The 19702-nt window shown below is 35.6% G+C and carries 17 protein-coding genes and 1 pseudogene; 8 read left to right on the forward strand and 10 right to left on the reverse strand.

Annotation, left to right across the window (positions count from 1 at the left end):
• Window positions 1-35: 35 nt before the first annotated feature.
• The 8 genes from J4O15_RS05615 to J4O15_RS05650 all read right to left on the reverse strand — a co-directional run bounded on the left by J4O15_RS05615 (window position 36) and on the right by J4O15_RS05650 (window position 7360).
• A complete protein-coding gene (locus J4O15_RS05615) occupies window positions 36-671 on the reverse strand; it encodes a DUF421 domain-containing protein (protein ID WP_208099994.1) in 636 nt (211 codons plus the stop codon).
• A gap of 3 nt (window positions 672-674) precedes the next feature.
• On the reverse strand, window positions 675-1124 hold the full coding sequence (locus J4O15_RS05620) for a DUF3290 domain-containing protein (RefSeq protein WP_208099995.1): 450 nt from the start codon (window positions 1122-1124) through the stop codon (window positions 675-677).
• 128 nt (window positions 1125-1252) lie between these two features.
• Window positions 1253-2005, reverse strand: coding sequence for an ABC transporter ATP-binding protein (locus tag J4O15_RS05625; protein ID WP_208099996.1), 753 nt, complete (start codon window positions 2003-2005; stop codon window positions 1253-1255).
• A gap of 57 nt (window positions 2006-2062) precedes the next feature.
• Window positions 2063-2827 carry an ABC transporter ATP-binding protein gene (locus tag J4O15_RS05630; RefSeq protein WP_208099997.1) on the reverse strand — a complete coding sequence of 255 codons (765 nt, stop codon included), beginning with the start codon at window positions 2825-2827 and terminating at the stop codon, window positions 2063-2065.
• The gene (locus tag J4O15_RS05635; RefSeq protein ID WP_208099998.1) at window positions 2827-4407 is read right to left on the reverse strand and encodes an ABC transporter substrate-binding protein; all 1581 of its coding nucleotides are present in this window, start codon (window positions 4405-4407) and stop codon (window positions 2827-2829) included. The genes J4O15_RS05630 and J4O15_RS05635 overlap by 1 nt, the downstream gene beginning before the upstream one ends.
• Before the next feature lie 82 nt (window positions 4408-4489).
• On the reverse strand, window positions 4490-5284 hold the full coding sequence (locus J4O15_RS05640; RefSeq protein WP_208099999.1) for an ABC transporter permease: 795 nt from the start codon (window positions 5282-5284) through the stop codon (window positions 4490-4492).
• A complete protein-coding gene (locus J4O15_RS05645) occupies window positions 5274-6224 on the reverse strand; it encodes an ABC transporter permease (protein WP_208100000.1) in 951 nt (316 codons plus the stop codon). Before J4O15_RS05645 ends, J4O15_RS05640 begins: the two co-directional genes overlap by 11 nt.
• 197 nt (window positions 6225-6421) lie before the next feature.
• The gene (locus tag J4O15_RS05650; RefSeq protein WP_208100001.1) at window positions 6422-7360 is read right to left on the reverse strand and encodes an alpha-hydroxy-acid oxidizing protein; all 939 of its coding nucleotides are present in this window, start codon (window positions 7358-7360) and stop codon (window positions 6422-6424) included.
• 518 nt (window positions 7361-7878) lie between these two features.
• On the opposite strand from J4O15_RS05650, the gene nrdD reads away from it, so the two are divergent.
• From nrdD to J4O15_RS05665, 3 genes are all read left to right on the forward strand, one after another.
• Window positions 7879-10047: an anaerobic ribonucleoside-triphosphate reductase gene (nrdD, locus tag J4O15_RS05655; protein ID WP_040457587.1), complete on the forward strand. Its 2169-nt coding sequence runs from the start codon at window positions 7879-7881 to the stop codon at window positions 10045-10047.
• 249 nt (window positions 10048-10296) lie between these two features.
• On the forward strand, window positions 10297-10860 hold the full coding sequence (locus J4O15_RS05660; protein WP_208100002.1) for a TetR/AcrR family transcriptional regulator: 564 nt from the start codon (window positions 10297-10299) through the stop codon (window positions 10858-10860).
• Between the two features lie 92 nt (window positions 10861-10952).
• Window positions 10953-11753 carry a ferredoxin reductase gene (locus tag J4O15_RS05665; protein WP_208100003.1) on the forward strand — a complete coding sequence of 267 codons (801 nt, stop codon included), beginning with the start codon at window positions 10953-10955 and terminating at the stop codon, window positions 11751-11753.
• 77 nt (window positions 11754-11830) lie between these two features.
• Here J4O15_RS05665 and tyrS read toward each other — a convergent pair whose 3' ends face one another.
• On the reverse strand, window positions 11831-13057 hold the full coding sequence (gene tyrS / locus J4O15_RS05670; protein ID WP_208100004.1) for a tyrosine--tRNA ligase: 1227 nt from the start codon (window positions 13055-13057) through the stop codon (window positions 11831-11833).
• 270 nt (window positions 13058-13327) lie between these two features.
• On the opposite strand from tyrS, the gene J4O15_RS05675 reads away from it, so the two are divergent.
• From J4O15_RS05675 to J4O15_RS05690, 4 genes are all read left to right on the forward strand, one after another.
• Window positions 13328-14356: a 3-deoxy-7-phosphoheptulonate synthase gene (locus tag J4O15_RS05675; RefSeq protein WP_208100005.1), complete on the forward strand. Its 1029-nt coding sequence runs from the start codon at window positions 13328-13330 to the stop codon at window positions 14354-14356.
• Entirely contained in the window at window positions 14356-14904 is a 549-nt protein-coding gene (nrdG, locus tag J4O15_RS05680; RefSeq protein ID WP_208100006.1) for an anaerobic ribonucleoside-triphosphate reductase activating protein, read from the forward strand. The genes J4O15_RS05675 and nrdG overlap by 1 nt, the downstream gene beginning before the upstream one ends.
• 4 nt (window positions 14905-14908) lie before the next feature.
• Entirely contained in the window at window positions 14909-15565 is a 657-nt protein-coding gene (locus J4O15_RS05685; RefSeq protein WP_208100007.1) for a hypothetical protein, read from the forward strand.
• 112 nt (window positions 15566-15677) lie between these two features.
• Window positions 15678-17147 (forward strand): sensor histidine kinase, encoded by a 1470-nt coding sequence (locus tag J4O15_RS05690; RefSeq protein ID WP_208100008.1) that lies wholly within the window; start codon window positions 15678-15680, stop codon window positions 17145-17147.
• Window positions 17148-17382: 235 nt separating this feature from the next.
• On the opposite strand, the pseudogene J4O15_RS05695 reads toward J4O15_RS05690, so the two are convergent.
• Window positions 17383-18751 (reverse strand): annotated as a pseudogene (locus J4O15_RS05695) (transposase).
• Window positions 18752-18911: 160 nt separating this feature from the next.
• On the opposite strand from J4O15_RS05695, the gene J4O15_RS05700 reads away from it, so the two are divergent.
• Window positions 18912-19628, forward strand: a complete 717-nt coding sequence (locus J4O15_RS05700) for a response regulator transcription factor (protein WP_208100010.1) — start codon at window positions 18912-18914, stop codon at window positions 19626-19628.
• Window positions 19629-19702: the final 74 nt, after the last annotated feature.

Genomic DNA, 19702 nt, shown 5'->3' on the forward strand with positions numbered 1-19702 from the left:
GTTCTTTTTTAATACATATAAAGTCTATATAAATATTATATTTTCGGATAGGTGGTCAGGTTTAATTCACCATTTACATATTCGCCAAGAAATATTTGCTGTATATGTTCGATGCCCTGTTCTTTTACAGATGAGAGCAGCCATTTTTCATCATGTCCGATAAGTTCAAGTATATCCTGATTTATTTTCCCGTTTGAGATAATGGGGAACTTCGGTGTAGCGGATTGCATATCTATAATGGTCAGCTTGCCGTTAGTCTCCATAATAGCCGATTTAACCTCCTTTGTAGAGACCAGCCCTTCCATTCTGATATGAAGCATAAGCTGCTCGGCAGATATACCGACCTTTGCACAATTTGCCACATTGACCTTGCCGTTTTTTATCAGAATAACAGGATTGCCGACTACCAATGATTTAATAAATTTGATATTAACCAGCAGCTTTACAATAATAACCACCAAGGACCAGATAAGTATAAATATGAGGAAGGTTAAAATAGAAATAGATGTATTATAAATAACTCCACCTATAATACCTCCGAGTACATAGTTTTGAATCTGGTTTAGCGGAGTGTTTATTGAGAACTCATATTTGCCCAGTATATGTATTTGTAAAATCATCACCATAATACCAAGTATAAATTTGATTCCTACGAGTAAATATATATTCATAAATTATCTCTCCCCATTTATATATACATTGTGATCGATTACATGTGTGCGCTCCAAAGTATAGGAGTTATTGTCGGAATTAAGATGAACTCTGTAGTCCTCTTCATTATATCTGACAATAATGCCGTCCTTTAAAGTGGTGGAATTTACCATTACTTCATCGGGTGAAATATGATTATCAATAGCAACACTTTCAATAAATTTTAAAAGTACATGAGACTGTGAAAAATCTCTGTGATTTTGCTTATAGCTTTCGATCTGAATACCTAAAAGTATAAATGTCAGGACTACAATGCCTATTGCAATATCTCTCAATCTGGTTTTCATCCTGTTTTTCGTAAATTTGAGTGCTGTCAGTATAAAGACGGCTAAAAGTACAATTATAACAGCTGAACGCAGTATCAAAGCTGTTGACTGATTTTTGGTGATATATTCTAAAGTATAAAAATTCATATGGCAATAATACTCCCTTCTGTAAAACTTCGTATTTTATAGCATAAATAGAATAGGGATTCAATAGCTTATTTATATTTTATAAAAAAGTTATTTTTAAAGCAAAAAAGTTACTTTGTCCGGCTGTATTAATACATATTTGAAGCTTCTATAAGTGCTTTTGTATATTCATTATCAGGATGATGAATGATTCTTGAGGTAACATCTTTTTCCACAATATGCCCATCCTTCATAACAGCCACATCATCACACATATGATGAACAAGGGATATATCATGACATATAAAGAGTATTGCCATGCCAAGTTCCTCCTTTAATTCATTTAACAGTGATATAATTTTTCTTTGTACTATCATATCAAGCGCAGAGGTGGCTTCATCACAGATAAGAAGCTTTGGAGAACTTGCTATGGCTCTTGCAATAGCTGCCCTTTGACATTCGCCTCCACTTACCTCACCGGGATATTTATTATAAAAGGTAGAGTCAAGACCGCAGCGCTTTAGCAGTGAAACTGCCTGATTTTTTAAATCGCCGTTAAATCCGAAATTTTTTAAATTTAAAACTATACTCTCTCCAAGACTTCTGACCGGATTAAAACTCTCCCTCGGAAGCTGAAAAATCATCTGCAAATCCCTATAGATTTTTTTGTACCGTGCAGGTGAAAAGCGGCTGATACAATTATTATCAAATATTATCTCTCCGGAAGTTATGGGAATAAGCCCTGTAACCGCTCTTGCAAGTGTGCTTTTTCCGGAACCGCTTTCCCCTACTACACCAAGGCATCTGCCTGATTTTAAATTAAGATTTATATTTTCTATACTGGGCTTTTTTTCACCTTTAAACTGTTTTGTGAGATTTTTTATAATTAAAATATCATTCATATATGCTCCTAAATATATCGGAAAGGGTTTTGTTAAAACAAAAGGGAAGACAAAAGTCTACCCTAAAGTGGAAAGTATCAACTCCTTTGTAAAATCACTTTTAGGAGAGGAGAGAACTTCTTTCGTATTTCCATAATCAAGTGTCTTACCATTATTTAATACTAAAATATTGTCGGTGATACTTTTTGCTATTTTTATATTATGTGTTACCAGAATAATAGCGGTATTGTATTTTTCACGCAGAGATTTAAGCTCATTTACAATCTGTACGGCAACTATTGGATCAAGTGCACTGGTAGGTTCATCAGCCAGTATAAGTGAGGGATTATTTAACATTGCCAGTGCAATACCCACCCTTTGGTTCATACCTCCTGAAAGTTCAAATGGATAGGCATTTAAAATTCTTTTAGGATCCGGCAATGAAAGGCTTTCAAAAATATTTAAAGCTGTATTTAATGCACCATCTTTTGAAATCTGTTTATGTGCTTTCATACTTTCAAAAACGGTATCACCGATGGTCTTTAAAGGATTGGTATGAATTCCGGATTCCTGAAAGACCATGCTGATGCGACAACCTCTTATACTTCTCATTTCATGGGTACTTAGTGAAAGCAGGTCTTTATTTTCAAAAAAAATCTTCCCGCTAAGCACCTTGGGACCTGAAAGCCCCAAGATACTTTTTAATAATGTGGATTTGCCACAGCCGCTGTTTCCTACTATGCCAAGAATCTCCCCCTCGCACATTGAAAATGATAAATCATATAAAACCTGTTTTTTATCATATGAAATATTTATATCTTCAAATTTCAAAAGTTCTTTCATTATTCTATTACCAGATCTTTGCTGAATTCATAGTAATCGCTTGGCATCGGAACAAGTCCTTTTATATTATTCTTGCTTACAAGGCTCATCTGCAAATGAGAAACGAATATAAATCCGTAATCATCCACTAAAATATCGCTCATTTTCTGAGCTGTTTCATCACGCTTTTCACTGTCAAAGGTGGTGGAAAGAGTTTTTGCAAGCTCATCCAGTTCGCTGTTTGAATAATGCCCTCTGTTCTTTGATGATTCTGTAAGAGATGTTGTTTCAAAGAAATAAGCTTTATTTCCTGTAGGATTTGTAACCATAGCACTTGCAAGTATATCCCAGGCGCTGCTGTCTTTTACTACTTCAAGATAGTTTTCGGTACTGTTTATATTCAGCTTTATACCGATATCTTTAAGATTTGACTGCACACTCTGTGCCAGTACAGGAAGCTCGCTTCTTCCGGGATAGGTAAGGAAGTTTAATTCAAAATTTTTACCGTCCTTATCCACATATCCGTCACCGTCACTATCAGACCAGCCTGCAGCATTTAAAAGTTCCTTGGATTTCTCGGGAGAGAAGCTGTAGTTTGGAGTTTCACCGTCCTTCATAGGAAAAGGTCCGTTTGCCACCTTGCCATGTCCACCCAGAAGTACATTTACAAATCCTTCCTTATCTACTGCCATAGCAATAGCCGATCTTATATTTTTATCCTTGAGCAGTTCATTTTCAAAATTCAGCTGCATAAAGAATGCTCTGCTGGTAGCGGATGAGTTTATAGTATAGTTATCATTTTCAAAAAGCTGATAGCTTGCGTATGGAAGTCCATAAGTAGCGTCAAGTTCTCCTGACTGTAGCCCCATAGTAAGAGTATCTCCGTCAGTGATGGATTTTACTGTGATATTTTTTTTTGCAACCGGACCTGCCCAGTAATCATCCCTTGATTCAAGTTTTATCTCGGTATCTGATACACTTATTGCCTTATATGGACCTGTACCTGATACATTCTTTGTTTCATCCACACCTACCTGCATATCTATAATTGCGGAATAAGGCTCTGCAAGGAAGTTTATAAGAGCAGGGTTTGGCTCTGTGCTAATAAATGTAAGAGTCCGGCCGTCAGCCTTTATCTCCTTGATTTTCATATCAGCGGGTGCTCTGTCATGTACGGCTATCAAATCTTCAAAACATTCCTTTGCGGCAGCGGCATCAAGTTTTCTTCCTGATGAGAAATTTATGCCATCCTTTATTATAACTTCCAAAGTATTGTCATCTAAAAATTTATAGGACTCGGCAAGCCATGGAACAAGCTCTATATTTTCATTCAGTTTAAATAATGTTTCACCTACACCATATCGTACACAGCTCCATCCGGAATAGTCGGCATGGGGATTAAGTCCTGCATCAGACATTCCCACACCATAGCTTGTGGTACCATAGACCATTGTTTTTACATCTGAGGTACTGTCTGAATTTGCTGCCGTAGTTTCGGCATTTGTAGTATTTTCATTTGCCTGCTTATTGGGAGCGGCACATGCACCAAGCAGTAAGGCTGTACTAATTGCAGCAGAAATTAATTTCATTTGTTTTTTCATTTTATTGATACTCCTTTATATATTATTGGATATATGATGGCTAAAATTATTATGTGTATATTATAAAGAACTTTTACAAAATCTATATATTGTAATAATCTCTTAGAGCTTCTCCAAATATATTAAATATAGATACTGTAATAAATATGGCAACACCGGGAGAAAGAGTAATCCAGGGTGCGATTTGAAGCAGACTTCTGCCTTCATTTATCATGCTTCCCCATTCAGGCGTGGGAGGTGTAGCACCAAGCCCAAGAAAAGAAAGTGCGGACAGTTCCATCAGGCTTGTACCTATATCAAGGCTTGCCGTTACCGCAATCTGTCCTATTATATTGGGCAGTATTTCGGTAAACACTATCTGAACGGTATTGCTGCCGCTGAGTCTGGCGGCATTTATATATGTGGATGTTTTGGTAGAAAGTACCAGCCCTCTTGCAAGTCTTGCATATCTTGGCCAGCCCACCGATGCCAATGCGATTATCGCACCGAACATTCCGTTTTGGAAAAGTCCCGCAGCTGCAATTGCAAGCACAAGCCCCGGGAATGCCAGGAATATATCTGAAACTCTCATAAGTACGGTATCGGCTATGCCGCCAAGATATCCGCAAAAAAGACCGACTATAACACCTGTAATTGACATTAAAAGTACCACAGCCAATGCAGAAAATACACTTATTCTGCTTGCGGCAATTACTCTGGAAAACATATCTCTTCCATAGATATCCGTTCCCATTATATGGGATAGAGAAGGAGCATTTTTTGCAATCATAAGGTTTTGCTCGGATATATCAAAGGGTGTAAGCTTCGGTGATAAAAAGGCAAACAAAAGCAGTGATATAACAAGTATTGAAGGAATAATGATTTTTTCAGTTCGCATATTTGCCTCCTTCAATTCTAAGTCTCGGATCTAAAAAGTAATAGGAAATATCAGCCAACAGATTTATAAAGACATATATAAATGCCATCCAAAGCACATAGGCTAAAATCACGGGATAATCTCTAAGCTTGATAGATTCTATAGCCAGTTTACCGATGCCGTCCCACATAAAAATACTCTCAACTATAGCACTGCCGCCCAGCAGACTGCCAAAGCTTAATGCCATAAGTGTAATAAGAGTAAGCGATGTAAGTCGTAGTACATTAAAAAATATAATAGTATTTTCCTTTATTCCTCTGGCTCTTGCACCGCTTACATAGGGTTTTGACAGCTCGGATATAATAAGAGCACGAATCTGCCTGATATACTTTGCACTCATTGCAAGTGAGAGTGTAAGCGTAGGCAGTATAAGGCTTTTAAAGCTTGTGCCCTGTGAAATCACAGGTAGAAGCTTCATCTGCAATGCAAAAACATAGGAAAGCACAAGTGCTACAAAAAAATTAGGGAGTGAATTGCCTATAAAGGACATTGCCTTGATAATATTATCAAATATACTATTTCTTTTTATTGCTGAAAGTATTCCAAGAGGCAAAGAAATAAGTATGGTTGTGATTAGAGAGCTGATACTTAAAAGCAGTGTATTCGGCAGTTTACCTATAATATAGCCAAAAACCGGTTTGCCGGATACATAGCTTACACCCATATCACCCTTTATTATGCCGGACAGCCAGCTTAGGTATTGAATTATAAAGGGGCGGTTTAAGCCCAGTTCCTCTCTTTTTTGATTTATAAGTTCAGGGGAAAGCATTCCTCCTATAGCTTCATATCTTACAGCCACAGCATCACCTCCGGTAAAATAGATGAGAGCAAAGGATATAAAGCTGATGCCTATAAGTATAGGTATCAATGATAACAATCTTTTAAAAATATATTTACACAATTTTGCCACCTAAAAAGGTAAAATTTATTTGTTTAAGCCTTGGCTGTAAACATGATAATAGAATATAAAAGTGGAGAGAATATGTCAAGAGAAAATGAAAACGAGTTTCATATTAGAAAAGATATAATTAGAACAGATAAAAAACTTACTCTACAATCTTAAAGTCGCCTTTAGGTTTGCAAAGTAAGTTTTTGATATTATTTTATATATAACACGGAAGAGTCAAAGGAGTCGGTATCCTTTATACCTGTATACATCATAAGCTCTGAAAGCTCTTCATTCATTTTATTTATTTTTTCGATTACACCGCTCTCACCATACTTTAAAAGCTGTGGAAGTATGCCCCTTCCTACAGATACGGCATCAGCACCAAGTGCCAGAGCCTTGTAAGCATCATAGCCTGTATCCATTGAACAGTCTACAAATATTTCCATTTCTTTTAGAACTTCCCTTATTCTTGGAAGTATCATAAGCGGTGGGATACCGAAAGGAATTCTGCCATGATGATGTGATACAACTATTGCGCTGCAGCCGACCTTCTTTACTTTTATGGCATCCTGTACAGATAAAACACCCTTTGCCACAAAAGGTATTTTTGCAAATTTCACATATTCCGTGAGGTCGGATTGTGTAACAGGTCCCATAGGTATTCCGTCAACTATATCGTATTTGCCATCAGTTCCGGGAACATGATCTATATCTATACCTACTGCAATCGCACCGCATTTTTTTGCAAATTCTATTTGCTCAAAGATAATATCATGGTCTGCAAAGGGCTTTATGATTCGTACGGTCTTTGCACCGATATCCACTATTTCTTTAAACTCATCATCAGGCTCCATACCTACCCAGTTTAAAATATTTAAAGCCTTTGCAGCCTTGGCATACTCAAGCATAGGCTTTTTTCCGTCCTTACCGACCTTATTCAAATGTGAAAATGCAGGCATCATTATAGGAGAGTCAAATTCTATCCCGAATATTTTTTTATGCTTATCGGGCAGTATAGAATCTATTGCTCTCATTTCAACTAAAATATTGTCCAGATAATTTCTGTTATGAATATTTGCATCCTCGGGTTTTCCGCTTGTTACTGGGATAAGACCGGCAGGTCCCGGCCATTTAATATTTTCCGACATACTGATCCTTTCTAAAATACATTATCACCATGTGATATTTTATAGTAGTTTTAAGCTAATAATAGCATAGTTAAAACATTATTTTCAAATCTAAATTTAGTCAGAGGGAAACTATATTTTGTATGAAATAAAAATTTTAGGCACAAGATATAAAGGTTTCAAAACAGATAAAAAAGAATAGTGAACTGTAGATTGTTAAGTTTTTTATGGTCAAAAATTCTAATAAAATTGTATTTATTTTGTATTTTGAAAATTTTAGATGTGTTTTTGGTGTATTTCATACATAAAGTTTTAATACATTATGTGGTAAAATACGCATTGACCAAACACTACATATTGTGTATACTATGAAAACATAAGCGCTAAAGCTTGATTTAGGTATGTGTTCACAAGAAAATATCAGACGGATTTAGGCAATACCTTAGCATACATAAAAGCTTGGCAAAAAAATAACTGCGAGAATTCGTAGATAATATATAGTAATAATTTTTGAGGAAGGTTTGAGGAAGGATTCAGATATGAGAATCATAAAAAGAAGCGGTGCAGAAGTAGATTTTGATATTTCAAAGATTATAGCTGCCATATATAAGGCAAATGCTGTAGTAGGCGAAGATGATAAATTAAAGAAATCTCAGGTAGACCGTATTGCCAATACTGTAGAAAATCAGTGCATGAGCATGAACCGTGCTATGAGTGTGGAAGAGATACAGGATATGGTTGAGGATGGCATCATGAGAGAGAATGCTTATGAGGTTGCCAGAAAATATATTACATATAGATATGTTCAAAGTATTAAGAGAAAAAATAATACAACTGACGATAAGATTTTATCACTTATCGAATGTGATAATGAGGAAGTAAAGCAGGAGAATTCAAATAAAAATCCTACAGTAGCTTCAGTACAAAGAGATTATATGGCGGGAGAAGTTTCAAAGGATCTTACAGAAAGAATACTTCTTGACAGTGAGGTAGTGGAAGCTCACAAAGCCGGAATACTTCACTTCCATGATGCAGATTACTTTGCACAGCATATGCATAACTGTGACCTTGTAAACCTTGAGGATATGCTTCAAAACGGTACTGTAATATCAGGTACTTTTATAGAGAAGCCGCATAGCTTCTCAACAGCTTGTAATATAGCTACACAGATTATTGCACAGGTGGCATCCAGCCAGTACGGCGGACAGAGTATATCTCTTACTCATCTTGCTCCTTTTGTGGATATCAGCAGACAAAAAATCCGTGATGAAGTGGAAGCTGAGATGTATGGTCTTAATGTATCAAAGGACAGAAAAGAAGAGATTATAGAGAACAGACTTCGCAGAGAAATCACAAAGGGTGTACAGACTATACAGTATCAGGTAGTTACATTGATGACCACAAACGGTCAGGCTCCTTTCATTACAGTATTTATGTATTTGAATGAGGCAAAGAATGAGCGTGAAAAAGAAGATCTTGCACTTATCATTGAAGAGATGATAAGACAGAGATATCAGGGTGTAAAGAATGAGAACGGTGTTTGGGTAACACCTGCATTCCCTAAGCTTATCTATGTGCTTGAGGAGGACAATGTTCGTCCGGGAAGCAGATATTATCATCTTACAAAGCTTGCTGCAAAATGTACAGCAAAGAGACTTGTACCTGACTATGTTTCAGAAAAGAAGATGTTTGAGTACAAGGTTGATAAAAACGGTAACGGCAATTGCTATGTACCTATGGGATGTAGAAGCTTCCTTACACCATATGTGGATGAGAACGGTAAGGCAAAATACTATGGAAGATTTAACCAGGGTGTTGTTACAATCAACCTTGTAGATGTTGCACTTTCATCAGGTGGAGATACCACTAAGTTCTGGGAGATATTTGATGAAAGACTTGAGCTCTGCCATCGTGCCCTCAGAGCAAGACATGAAAGATTAAAGGGAACACCTTCGGATGTAGCACCTATACTCTGGCAGCATGGAGCTCTTTCCAGATTAAAGAAGGGTGAGCCTATTGACAAGCTTTTATATGGCGGATATTCCACAATAAGCCTTGGATATGCCGGACTTTATGAATGTGTAAAGTATATGACAGGAAAGAGCCATACAGATGATGTGGCAAAACCTTTTGCGCTCAGTGTTATGCAGAAGATGAATGATAAGTGTAATGAGTGGAAGAATGCGGAGAGTATCGACTATTCTCCATACGGCACACCGCTTGAGTCTACAACATATAAGTTTGCAAAGGCTTTACAGAAGAGATTCGGTATAATAGAGGGTATTACAGATAAGAACTATATCACAAACAGCTACCATGTACATGTATCTGAGGATATAGATGCATTTACAAAGCTTAAGTTTGAGAGTGAGTTCCAAAAGCTTTCACCGGGTGGTGCGATAAGCTATGTAGAAGTACCTAATATGCAGGATAATCTTGAGGCGGTAATGAGCCTTCTCGGATTTATCTATGACAATGTTATGTATGCAGAGCTTAATACAAAATCAGATTACTGTCAGGATTGCGGCTTTGACGGCGAAATCAAGATAGTTGAGGATGAGGGTAAGCTTGTATGGAAATGCCCAAAATGCGGTAATACAGACCAGAGTAAGCTCAATGTAGCAAGAAGAACCTGCGGTTATATAGGAACACAGTTCTGGAATCAGGGTAGAACTCAGGAAATTGCGGATAGAGTATTGCATCTATAATATAAAACTAAAAAAAGCTGTTGCTTTAACGATTGATAAATCGTGAAGCGACAGCTTTTTTATATAAAAATCATTTATCCTTAAATAAAGAAGATTAGACATTTCGGCAAGTATTCTTTTTGCACACAGAGTAAAATGGATACTGCGTAAATCTGCAAAAATATTGACAAAATAAATATAAAGCATTATACTATGAATGAATATAAGTAATTATTCATTCATAGTATAAAAAAGAGGAGGTTTACAGCATTGGACAAAAAAGAGGCGTTAAAGACAGCCGCCTATGAGATATTCTCTAAAAAGGGCTATAAGGCTACGGGTATTTCAGAGATTGCTAAACAGGCGGGTGTGGCAGTCGGTTCTTTTTATAATTATTATGAAAGTAAAGAAGCTATTTTTTTAGATATTTATATAGATGAAAATAATCGTGTGAGACAGGCAATGATAAATGAAATGGACTTAAAACTTGATATGGTTGAACTTGTCGGTAAGATTTTTAAACAGTCAAGAAATTATGTTTCATCAAATAAAATTCTTGTGGAATGGTATAATCCTGTTATTTCCAAAGAATTGCACAGTTATTATTCTTCAGAGGAAGGAAAGGCAGCAAACCCCTTTTATCAGTTTTTGCTTAAGACATTTACCAATCGTATGGTAGAAGAAGGGTATTCGCAAGAGAAAATCCAAGATATTTTGCAGGTCTATAATTTGTTTTATTATATGGATATGAATATTGCAGAAAATGAATTTCCGAATATTGGCAGAACTCTTGAAATACTTGCCACAAATTTTATCAAAGGATTTTTAAAATAAAGAATTTAATTCTTTATTTTTTTGAATATTTATGAATGAATATAATATTTATTCATTCATAAAATTTTGTAATCAATAAACAAGGAGTAAAAATGAAAAGAGGTAAAAAAATGTTAGTAATTATTATATCTGTTCTTGGAGTTATAGGTCTCATCAGCTGGGGGATTATTGCATACCTTGGGGGTAGCCGGACTTTAGAAATCAAAGCTGTTGAAAGAATAAATGGAGATTTATACTTTATTCGCCTGACAAAACCTGAGTCTATTACATGGAAAGCAGGATCTTATGCCAATATCAGTATAGCTGAGAGCGGAAAAATGACTGCGGATGCGGTATCAGGGGCTACAGACGTTGATGGAGATAAAAAAGAAAAAAGCCGTTGGTTGACAATTGCTTCAAATCCTGAAGAGAATGAGATACTTATTTTGACACATAATAGCGGCAGTATATATAAGGAAACCTTGATCGGATTACCGGCAGGCAGTAAGGTTAAAATGAGTTGGCTTGGAGCCGGGCTATCACCTTCAGATGATAAAAAAGTGATGGTTTGCTTTGCATCTGATGTGGGTATTGCAGCAATAAGACCTATTATCAAAGAATGGGCATATACACGAGAGATTTACTTCACTCACTTAGATAAGGGGGTGAAAGCTTTTAATGGGGAAATATCAGAACTTACAAAGTCAGCGACAAGTTTGACCTATGAAACTTCAGACAGCATTTCTAAAAGTAAAGAACAATTAAAGAATGCAATAAATAAATATGGGAATGCAGCCATATATCTTTTATCAGGACAACCTGATGATGTCGGTGATATAAAGAAATTCCTCGCAGAAAACGGGATTGACAGCAAGAATATAAAAACGGACAGCTTTAGAGGACTGCAACAGTAAATAAAATAGAATTAAGAAATACATGTCACTATCAGTGATTAAATGTGTTTCTTAATTCTATAATTGTTTTAAATGAATTATTCCGACTTTACCTTACAGAAATTCTTTTTACCTCTCTTAATGAGAAGTCCTTCATCTGCAAAGTCTTCTTTTGTGAAAGTTTTCTTTACATCCTTTATAACTTCACCTTCTATAGAAACTCCACCCTGTTCAATATTTCTTCTTGCCTCGGATCTGGTATTTGAAAGTCCGCTGACTACAAGTACACCTGAAAGGTCGATAGTGCCGTCTCTGTAATCCTCAGGCTGCAAAATATATGTAGGAACATTGCTCATATCGCCGCCGCCTACAAAGAGTGATTTGCTGGCAGCATTAGCCTTATCGGCTTCTTCCTTGCCATGTACAAGCTCTGTAAGATGCATTGCCAGGATTTCTTTGGCTTCATTTAGCTTAGCTCCCTCCCAGGCAGACATTTCCTCTATCTGCTCAAGCGGCAGGAATGTAAGCATTCTAAGGCAGGTGAGAACATCCGCATCCGGAAGATTTCTCCAATACTGGTAGAACTCAAAAGGAGTGGTCTTATTAGGATCAAGCCAAACAGCACCGCCCACAGTCTTACCCATTTTCTTACCCTCTGAGTTAAGTAAAAGAGTGATTGTCATGGCATGTGCATCCTTACCAAGCTTCCTTCTGATAAGCTCTGTACCTCCAAGCATATTTGACCACTGATCGTCACCGCCAAACTGCATATTGCAGCCATAGTCAAGGAAAAGCTTATAGAAATCATAACTTTGAAGTATCATATAGTTAAACTCAAGGAATGAAAGGCCGTTTGCCATACGATTTTCATAGCATTTTGCTCTAAGCATATTATTGACGGAAAAATGCGGACCTATATCACGGATAAAATCCATATAATTGAGATCTCTGAGCCAGTCGGCATTGTTTACCATTCTTGCCTTGTCCTCTCCAAACTCGATAAATCGGCTCATCTGCTTTTTAAAACATTCACAGTTATGATCAATATCTTCTATTGTAAGGACCTTTCTAAGATCACTTCTGCCGGAAGGATCACCTATCATACCTGTACCGCCGCCTACTAAAGCAATAGGCTTGTTTCCTGCCATCTGGAGTCTTTTCATAAGGCAAAGAGCCATAAAATGACCTACATGCAGGCTGTCGGCAGTGGGATCAAATCCTATATAAAATGTAGCCTTACCGTTATTTATCATTTTGCTTATTTCTTCTTCATTTGTAACCTGGGCAATAAGTCCTCTTGCCTTTAATTCATCATAACAATTCATACATATCCATCCTTGATTTATTGTATATTAAATTGGTAATTTTCATAAGGAGAAGTATAACAAAGTAATGAAAAAGAATCAAGTTTATACTTTGAAAATTTAAAGTTTAGAACTTTAAATTGCTAAAGACTTGATAATTTTTTCGTATTAATTTATACTGTTAAAATATTTATGTTGTTATGGGCTTTGTCTATGTAAGAGCATAAATTATGATAATAAAATTTTGATTAAATTTTTAATATTACAAGATGAAAGAGGAAAGAGGAAATAATGGGAATAAAATATATCAGTAATCTTCCCACTCCGGAAGAAATCATAGATAAGTATCCTTTAAGCAAAAAGCTGAAGGAAAAAAAGAAGGAGTTTGACAGGGAAATAGCAGATGTTTTTACAGGAAAAAACAAGAAATTCCTTGCGGTAATAGGACCGTGCTCGGCGGATAATGAAGACTCCGTATTGGATTATGCAAGCAGACTTGTAAAGGTTGCCGAAAAAGTAAAGGATAAGATAATAGTTATTCCAAGAGTATATACCAATAAGCCAAGAACCAACGGTGACGGATATAAGGGGCTTTTGCACCAGCCAAATCCCGAGAAGAAGCCTAATGTGCATGAGGGCATTATCGCTATCAGAAAAATGCATTTGAGAGTGATAGAAGAAACAGGACTTTTTACGGCAGATGAAATGCTCTATCCTGATAATCTGGGATATCTGGATGATCTTATGAGCTATATTGCGGTAGGTGCAAGATCTGTTGAGAATCAGCAGCACAGACTTACATCCTCAGGTGTGGATGTGCCTGTAGGTATGAAAAATCCTACAAGCGGTGATATGTCTGTTATGTTAAATGCCATATATGCGGCACAGCAGTCACATGAATTTATCTACAGAAATTTTGAGATAAAGACCGACGGGAATCCACTCTCACATGCAATACTTCGTGGAGCTGTGAACAAGCATGGACAGTGTTTGCCGAATTATCATTATGAGGATTTGAGATTATTGCTTGACTTATATATGGAAAGAGATATTGCCAATCCTGCTGTGATTGTGGATGCAAATCATTCAAATTCAAATAAAAAATATAAAGAGCAGATGCGTATAGTAAAAGAGGTATTACATTCTATGAAATATTCCGATGAGATAGGAAATTTTGTAAAGGGTGTAATGATTGAGAGTTATATAGAGGAAGGAAACCAGAAAATAGAAGAACATATATACGGAAAGTCTATTACAGATCCATGTTTAGGCTTTGAAGATTCAAAGAAGCTTCTTTTAGAAATGGCAGAGATGTTATAATGAATTATGCAAATATAAAATATGATGATATAGCAAATGGTCCGGGAGTGAGAACATCATTATTTGTATCAGGCTGCACACATGCATGTAAGGGATGCTTTAATGAGGTGGCATGGGACTTTAAATATGGAAAAGAATTCACACAAGAGACCGTTGAAGATATATTGGAGTCGGTAAAACCGTATTATATAACAGGAATAACTATACTGGGCGGAGAACCGATGGAGAGAGCGAACCAGAAAGGTATTTTACCGCTTATAGAGGAGTTTAAGAAAAGATATCCGGAAAAAAGCCTTTGGATATATTCGGGATATACATTTGATGTGGACCTTATACCGGGCGGTAGAGCGTATTGTGATGCCACACCAAAGATTTTAAAACTCTGTGATGTTATTGTTGACGGAAAGTTTGTGCAGGATCTTTATGATATTACATTAAGATTCAGAGGCAGTTCAAATCAAAGGATTATAGATGTAAAACAAAGCATTAAAGAAAATAAAGTTGTGCTTTGGGAAGGAGACAGTGTATTTGCCACCCATAGTATGTAAATCTTTGGAAAATGATTTACTGATAAAAAATGGAAGTGAATATTATACCGGTGGAAATCAGTCATGGTTTTTTTGCCTTGGCTATAAGGATATTGCAGAGTATGGATGTGGAATAATTGCAATATGCAATTTTTTATTATGCTTTTGGAGGGCGGAGTATAAAAGTAAAAATATAATAAGTAAGGAAACTTTTACCGCCTTTGTTATGTACATATATAAGAAGTATTTATATATTTTAAACAATCCGTTTATAAAGGGCTTGACCGGTTTTAAACTTTCAAAGGGAATCAATAAATATTTTAGAGATAATAATATTTCCATGAAAGCTTTGTGGGGAAAAAGATACAATATACTCTCAAAGGTGCAAAAAAGTTTAAAAGACGGTTTGCCCGTGATTCTTGGGGTTGGACCGGATGCTTTTGCTTTCTTAAAAAAGAAAAGGGGAATACAGGCATTAGATATAGACAATTGCAGTATTGCCGATATATATGCACATTATGTACTTATATATGACTGTAAAGAAGAAAATAAGGAAATATTTTTTTATATATCATCATGGGGTAGAAGATATAAGCTTTCCTATAATGATTTTAATAATTATCAAAAAAAGACTTTGTTCGGTTTTATATTGTCAAATATACTGGAAATACAAAAAGTATAGCTAAAGGATACTATGGAAGAAAACACTTTTCTGTAGTATCCTTTTATTATACGGAAGTATTTGCCGTCAAAGGATTTTAGCCTAAATATCTGTAAATTTCAGGAAGGTATTTATGAGAAAAAAAGTTTCAAAAAGATCTATAAAGGAAAAAATCGGTATTTTTATTATTGCCGTGGTACTGGCATTTACAATAAATCTATGCTTTGATTTTTTTATAGTAGAATATACATCTTCAGGCTTTGGAGAAATAATAAATGAAATATCACTTTGTTATGAGCTTTCGGATGCACTGGCAAAGGAGAAGTCGGATTTTGCAATATTTATAAGAAACAGGGACAATATAGAAACACTTATAGAGAGTTGCAAAAGGACTGATGAGATTGTGGATAAGCTTGAGCTTGATATTGAGCGCAGGGAAAGATATGCAAAGATTTGGAGCATAAAAAACAGTTATCCTATATATGCAAAAAGCAGACAGGAGATTATAGAATCCAAGTATGATGTAAAGGATTTTATAGAAAAAGTATATGATATATATGAAATGCAGGACTATCTTATAGGCTATGGAGAAAGGCTGATGGATGTAACTCTCAGTGAGAATAATGCGATATATCAAAAAAGGTCAGAGTTTTTTAAGAAAATGCCGCTTTTAATCGGTATAATACTGATACCGATTATAGTGCTGGTAGTTTATATGGCACTGAGACTGCAGACATTGATTATCTCACCTATAAATAAGATGGTGGAGGTTTCAAAAAATATTGCAAAAAATGACTTTTCCGATGATGATATAGTAATTAAAAACAATGATGAGATGGGGGATTTGACAAATGCTTTTAATAAGATGAAGCATGTTACCTCGGGATATATCTCAAGTCTTGAAGAAAGATATGAACTTTCCGAACTTTTACATAAGGAAGCTATGGAAAAGATGAATATGGAAAAAAGATTAAATGAGGCAAGATTTGATCTTTTAAAAAACCAGATAAATCCACATTTTTTATTTAATACCTTGAATATTATAGCGGCATCAGCCAATCTGGAGGATGCAAAAGATACAGAGGATATGATAAGAGCACTTGGAAATATATTTCGTTACAGCCTAAAGACGGATGAAAAGCAGGTAAGTCTTGAAAGAGAATTAAGCATAGTAAAGGACTATATGTATATTCAAAAAATGCGTTTCGGAGAACGTGTTTTTTATGATATTGATTCAAAGGTGGAAAATGACAGAGCATTTATACCTTCATTCTCACTGCAGCCCATAGTGGAAAATGCCATAGTACATGGAATCTCAAAAAAAGAAGAGGGAGGAAAGGTGGTAATAAGAGTATGGGAAAGGGAGAATGTGCTGCATATTATAGTGGCTGATACCGGTGTGGGAATGAGCGAGGAAAGACTGGAAGAGCTGAGGGATTTTATGCAAAAAAGGTCTACATCAAAGATTGGAATAGGTTTTGGAAATATTTATAAGCGCATAAAAAATATGTATAAAAACGGTGATTTGAGAATATATTCAAAAGAGGGTAAAATGACTGTAGTATATTTTTTGATACCACAGTCGGATTATTTATATAGGTAATTGCGAAACTCGCTGAGCTCGTTCGCAATCCTTATTGCATACAAGGATAAATTTGTGCAAAGCACAAATTTTAAGCTAAAAAGTTGATAACTACAAGATTTAGGCGCACTTTAATAAGCATAGTGCTTATATAAAGTTGATAAGTCCTAAGCAATTAAAGATTTTAAACTTCTGATATGTTGTCGTTGGTTGATTTTATCGGCAACAACTACAGTTAATAACTGTGATATACCGGCTAGCAGTAAATCGGAATGCAGTGTTTTTTCATTTGTTGTTTTCCGTTTAGCAATGCAGAAACTATCCTTAAAGTGATTGATTGATTTTTCAACATTTACCCTGATCTTATATGTTTCATCCCACTCTTTAGAACCTCGTTCTACTCCGGGATAAGCTCTGAGATTCTTTTCAGGATAAACATAAATCATTCTACCGCAGGAAGAAGTTGTACAGGGATTGTCACAGTGACAGACACGTCTTTTGGACTTGTCTTGTCGGTTGTATTCCCATTTCATTTTTGGACAAACGAACTTTATTGTAGACAGCTTGCTCCTTAAATGGGATTTACTTCCTTCACGTTTCATCGGAAGTGAAGAATCATGAGGGCAACAAGGAATACCATTTTCATTGAAGGTATATTTAATATTATCCATTGAGAGATTAACTTTTAAAGGAATAAATGCTTTTTGGAAATTGAAATCTTCAAAAAGTGATTTGTAAATCTCAATGGTATCAAAGGCTGCATCACCAAGGAATATAGATGGTTTAATACCCGGATGCCTTGTTTTAAAGTCCTTTAAGGTAGGAAGTAAAGCTTTGGAATCAGCAAGCGATTTGTCTTCATCCGGTGACTTTGCTTTCTTTTCAACTACAATGTCAGGATGGGAAGCAAGATAATCCTTATTGTAGAAATCAATGGAACGAACAATTCCAAGCCCATTGGTAATAATACCGAACTTGTAAGCGTAGCAGAAATGCCCGTTAATGTACTGCTGTTTAACCTCATGGTTTGATGAAGCTGATGTTGGCATAGAAGCATATGCTACCTTATAAGGGTCATAAGAACTATCAAAATTCATAGATTTTGCATAGGATTTGAGCTGCCTGATAATGCGGTTGGCGTATTTAGGATTATTTTCGGTTACATAAGCTTCAATACCTGAAGTGTCAAACAAGAGCATAGAAGCAAGGTTGTTATCAATATCCCTACATATCGGTTCAGTTAAATCAACAAGCTTATCAAAAACAGCTTGTAAGTCCGATAAAAAATCCTGTTTAAAACGAGTGATTTTAGAAGCATCAGGAACTTTGGTGAAGCCACAGAATTCTCTCAGATGTCTGGAATAATGAAGAAAGACAAGCAAAAGAGAATCTGTCGGAATAGAAAACAGACGTTGAATAATCAAAGCCCAAAGCATAGCAGTCAAAGGATATTTGCGATTTCTGCCTGTGGCTGCATAGTAATGATTGTAAAAAGAAAACGGAATAATTTCATCAAGGTCAATATGATTTTCCAGCAGAGTAAGAAACTGAGGTTTGTCAGATTCAAAAATATCTTTACAATCTTCAAAAATATCTGCCAAAGAGAGTTGTTTTTGTGATATCATAGTAATGTCTCCTTTCGGGATGTGGTTTATGGTTTTGTGCAACTCCATTATATCACAGACCTAGAGGAGATTTTTATATTTAGTAACAAAAAAGTGTCGTATTTATATGGCTTTTGGCGTTTCGCAAACGCCTATTATTTATAGTAGTAAAGGAGAAGATGTGAATTTACTGATAGCAGATGATGAGAATCTGGAATTAAAGGTCTTAGAAAAAACTATCAAGAAGTACTTTATAAATGAACTGAATATTTTTATGGCAAGCAATGGGAAAACGGCATCAAAAATCAGTGAAGAAAGTGTTATAAATATAGCTCTTTTGGATATTGAGATGCCGGGAATGAACGGTATAGCCTTGGCTAAACTGCTCAGAGAAAAGAATCCGGAATGTATTATTATTTTTGTAAGTGCCTATGACAGATTTGATTATGCAATAGAGGCAATGCATATAAAGGCATTTGATTATCTTTTAAAACCATGGAATGAGGAAAAGCTTTGCTCACTTATAAGTGAAGCCATAGCAAGTATCAAAAATGTGGAGGAGAGTTCGAATGAGAATTTACAGGATTCCCAAAAAGCGGTAATTAAAAAATATATAAAAGAGAATTACAAAAGGGATATAAGTGTGGGAGATGTGGCAGGAATACTGGGATATTCCGATGTTTATTTTTCTAAAATATTTAAGCAGCTTTTTGATGATACATTTATAAATTATCTTACAAATGTAAGGATTGAAAAGGCAAAGGTATTGTTAAAAGATGTGAGTTTTAATATAAAAGAAGTGGGTGCAAGTGTAGGATATACGGATTCCAATTATTTTACCAAGGTGTTTAAAAGGGCGGTGGGTATGAGCCCTTCCGAGTACAGGGGTAATTTATAACAGTTATATTAAAAATTTACTTATTATATTAAAATATTACCATTCACATAATTTTTTCCTAAATATACAATGTA

The sequence above is a fragment of the Lachnoanaerobaculum sp. Marseille-Q4761 genome (assembly GCF_017565785.1).
Lineage (GTDB): Bacteria > Bacillota > Clostridia > Lachnospirales > Lachnospiraceae > Lachnoanaerobaculum.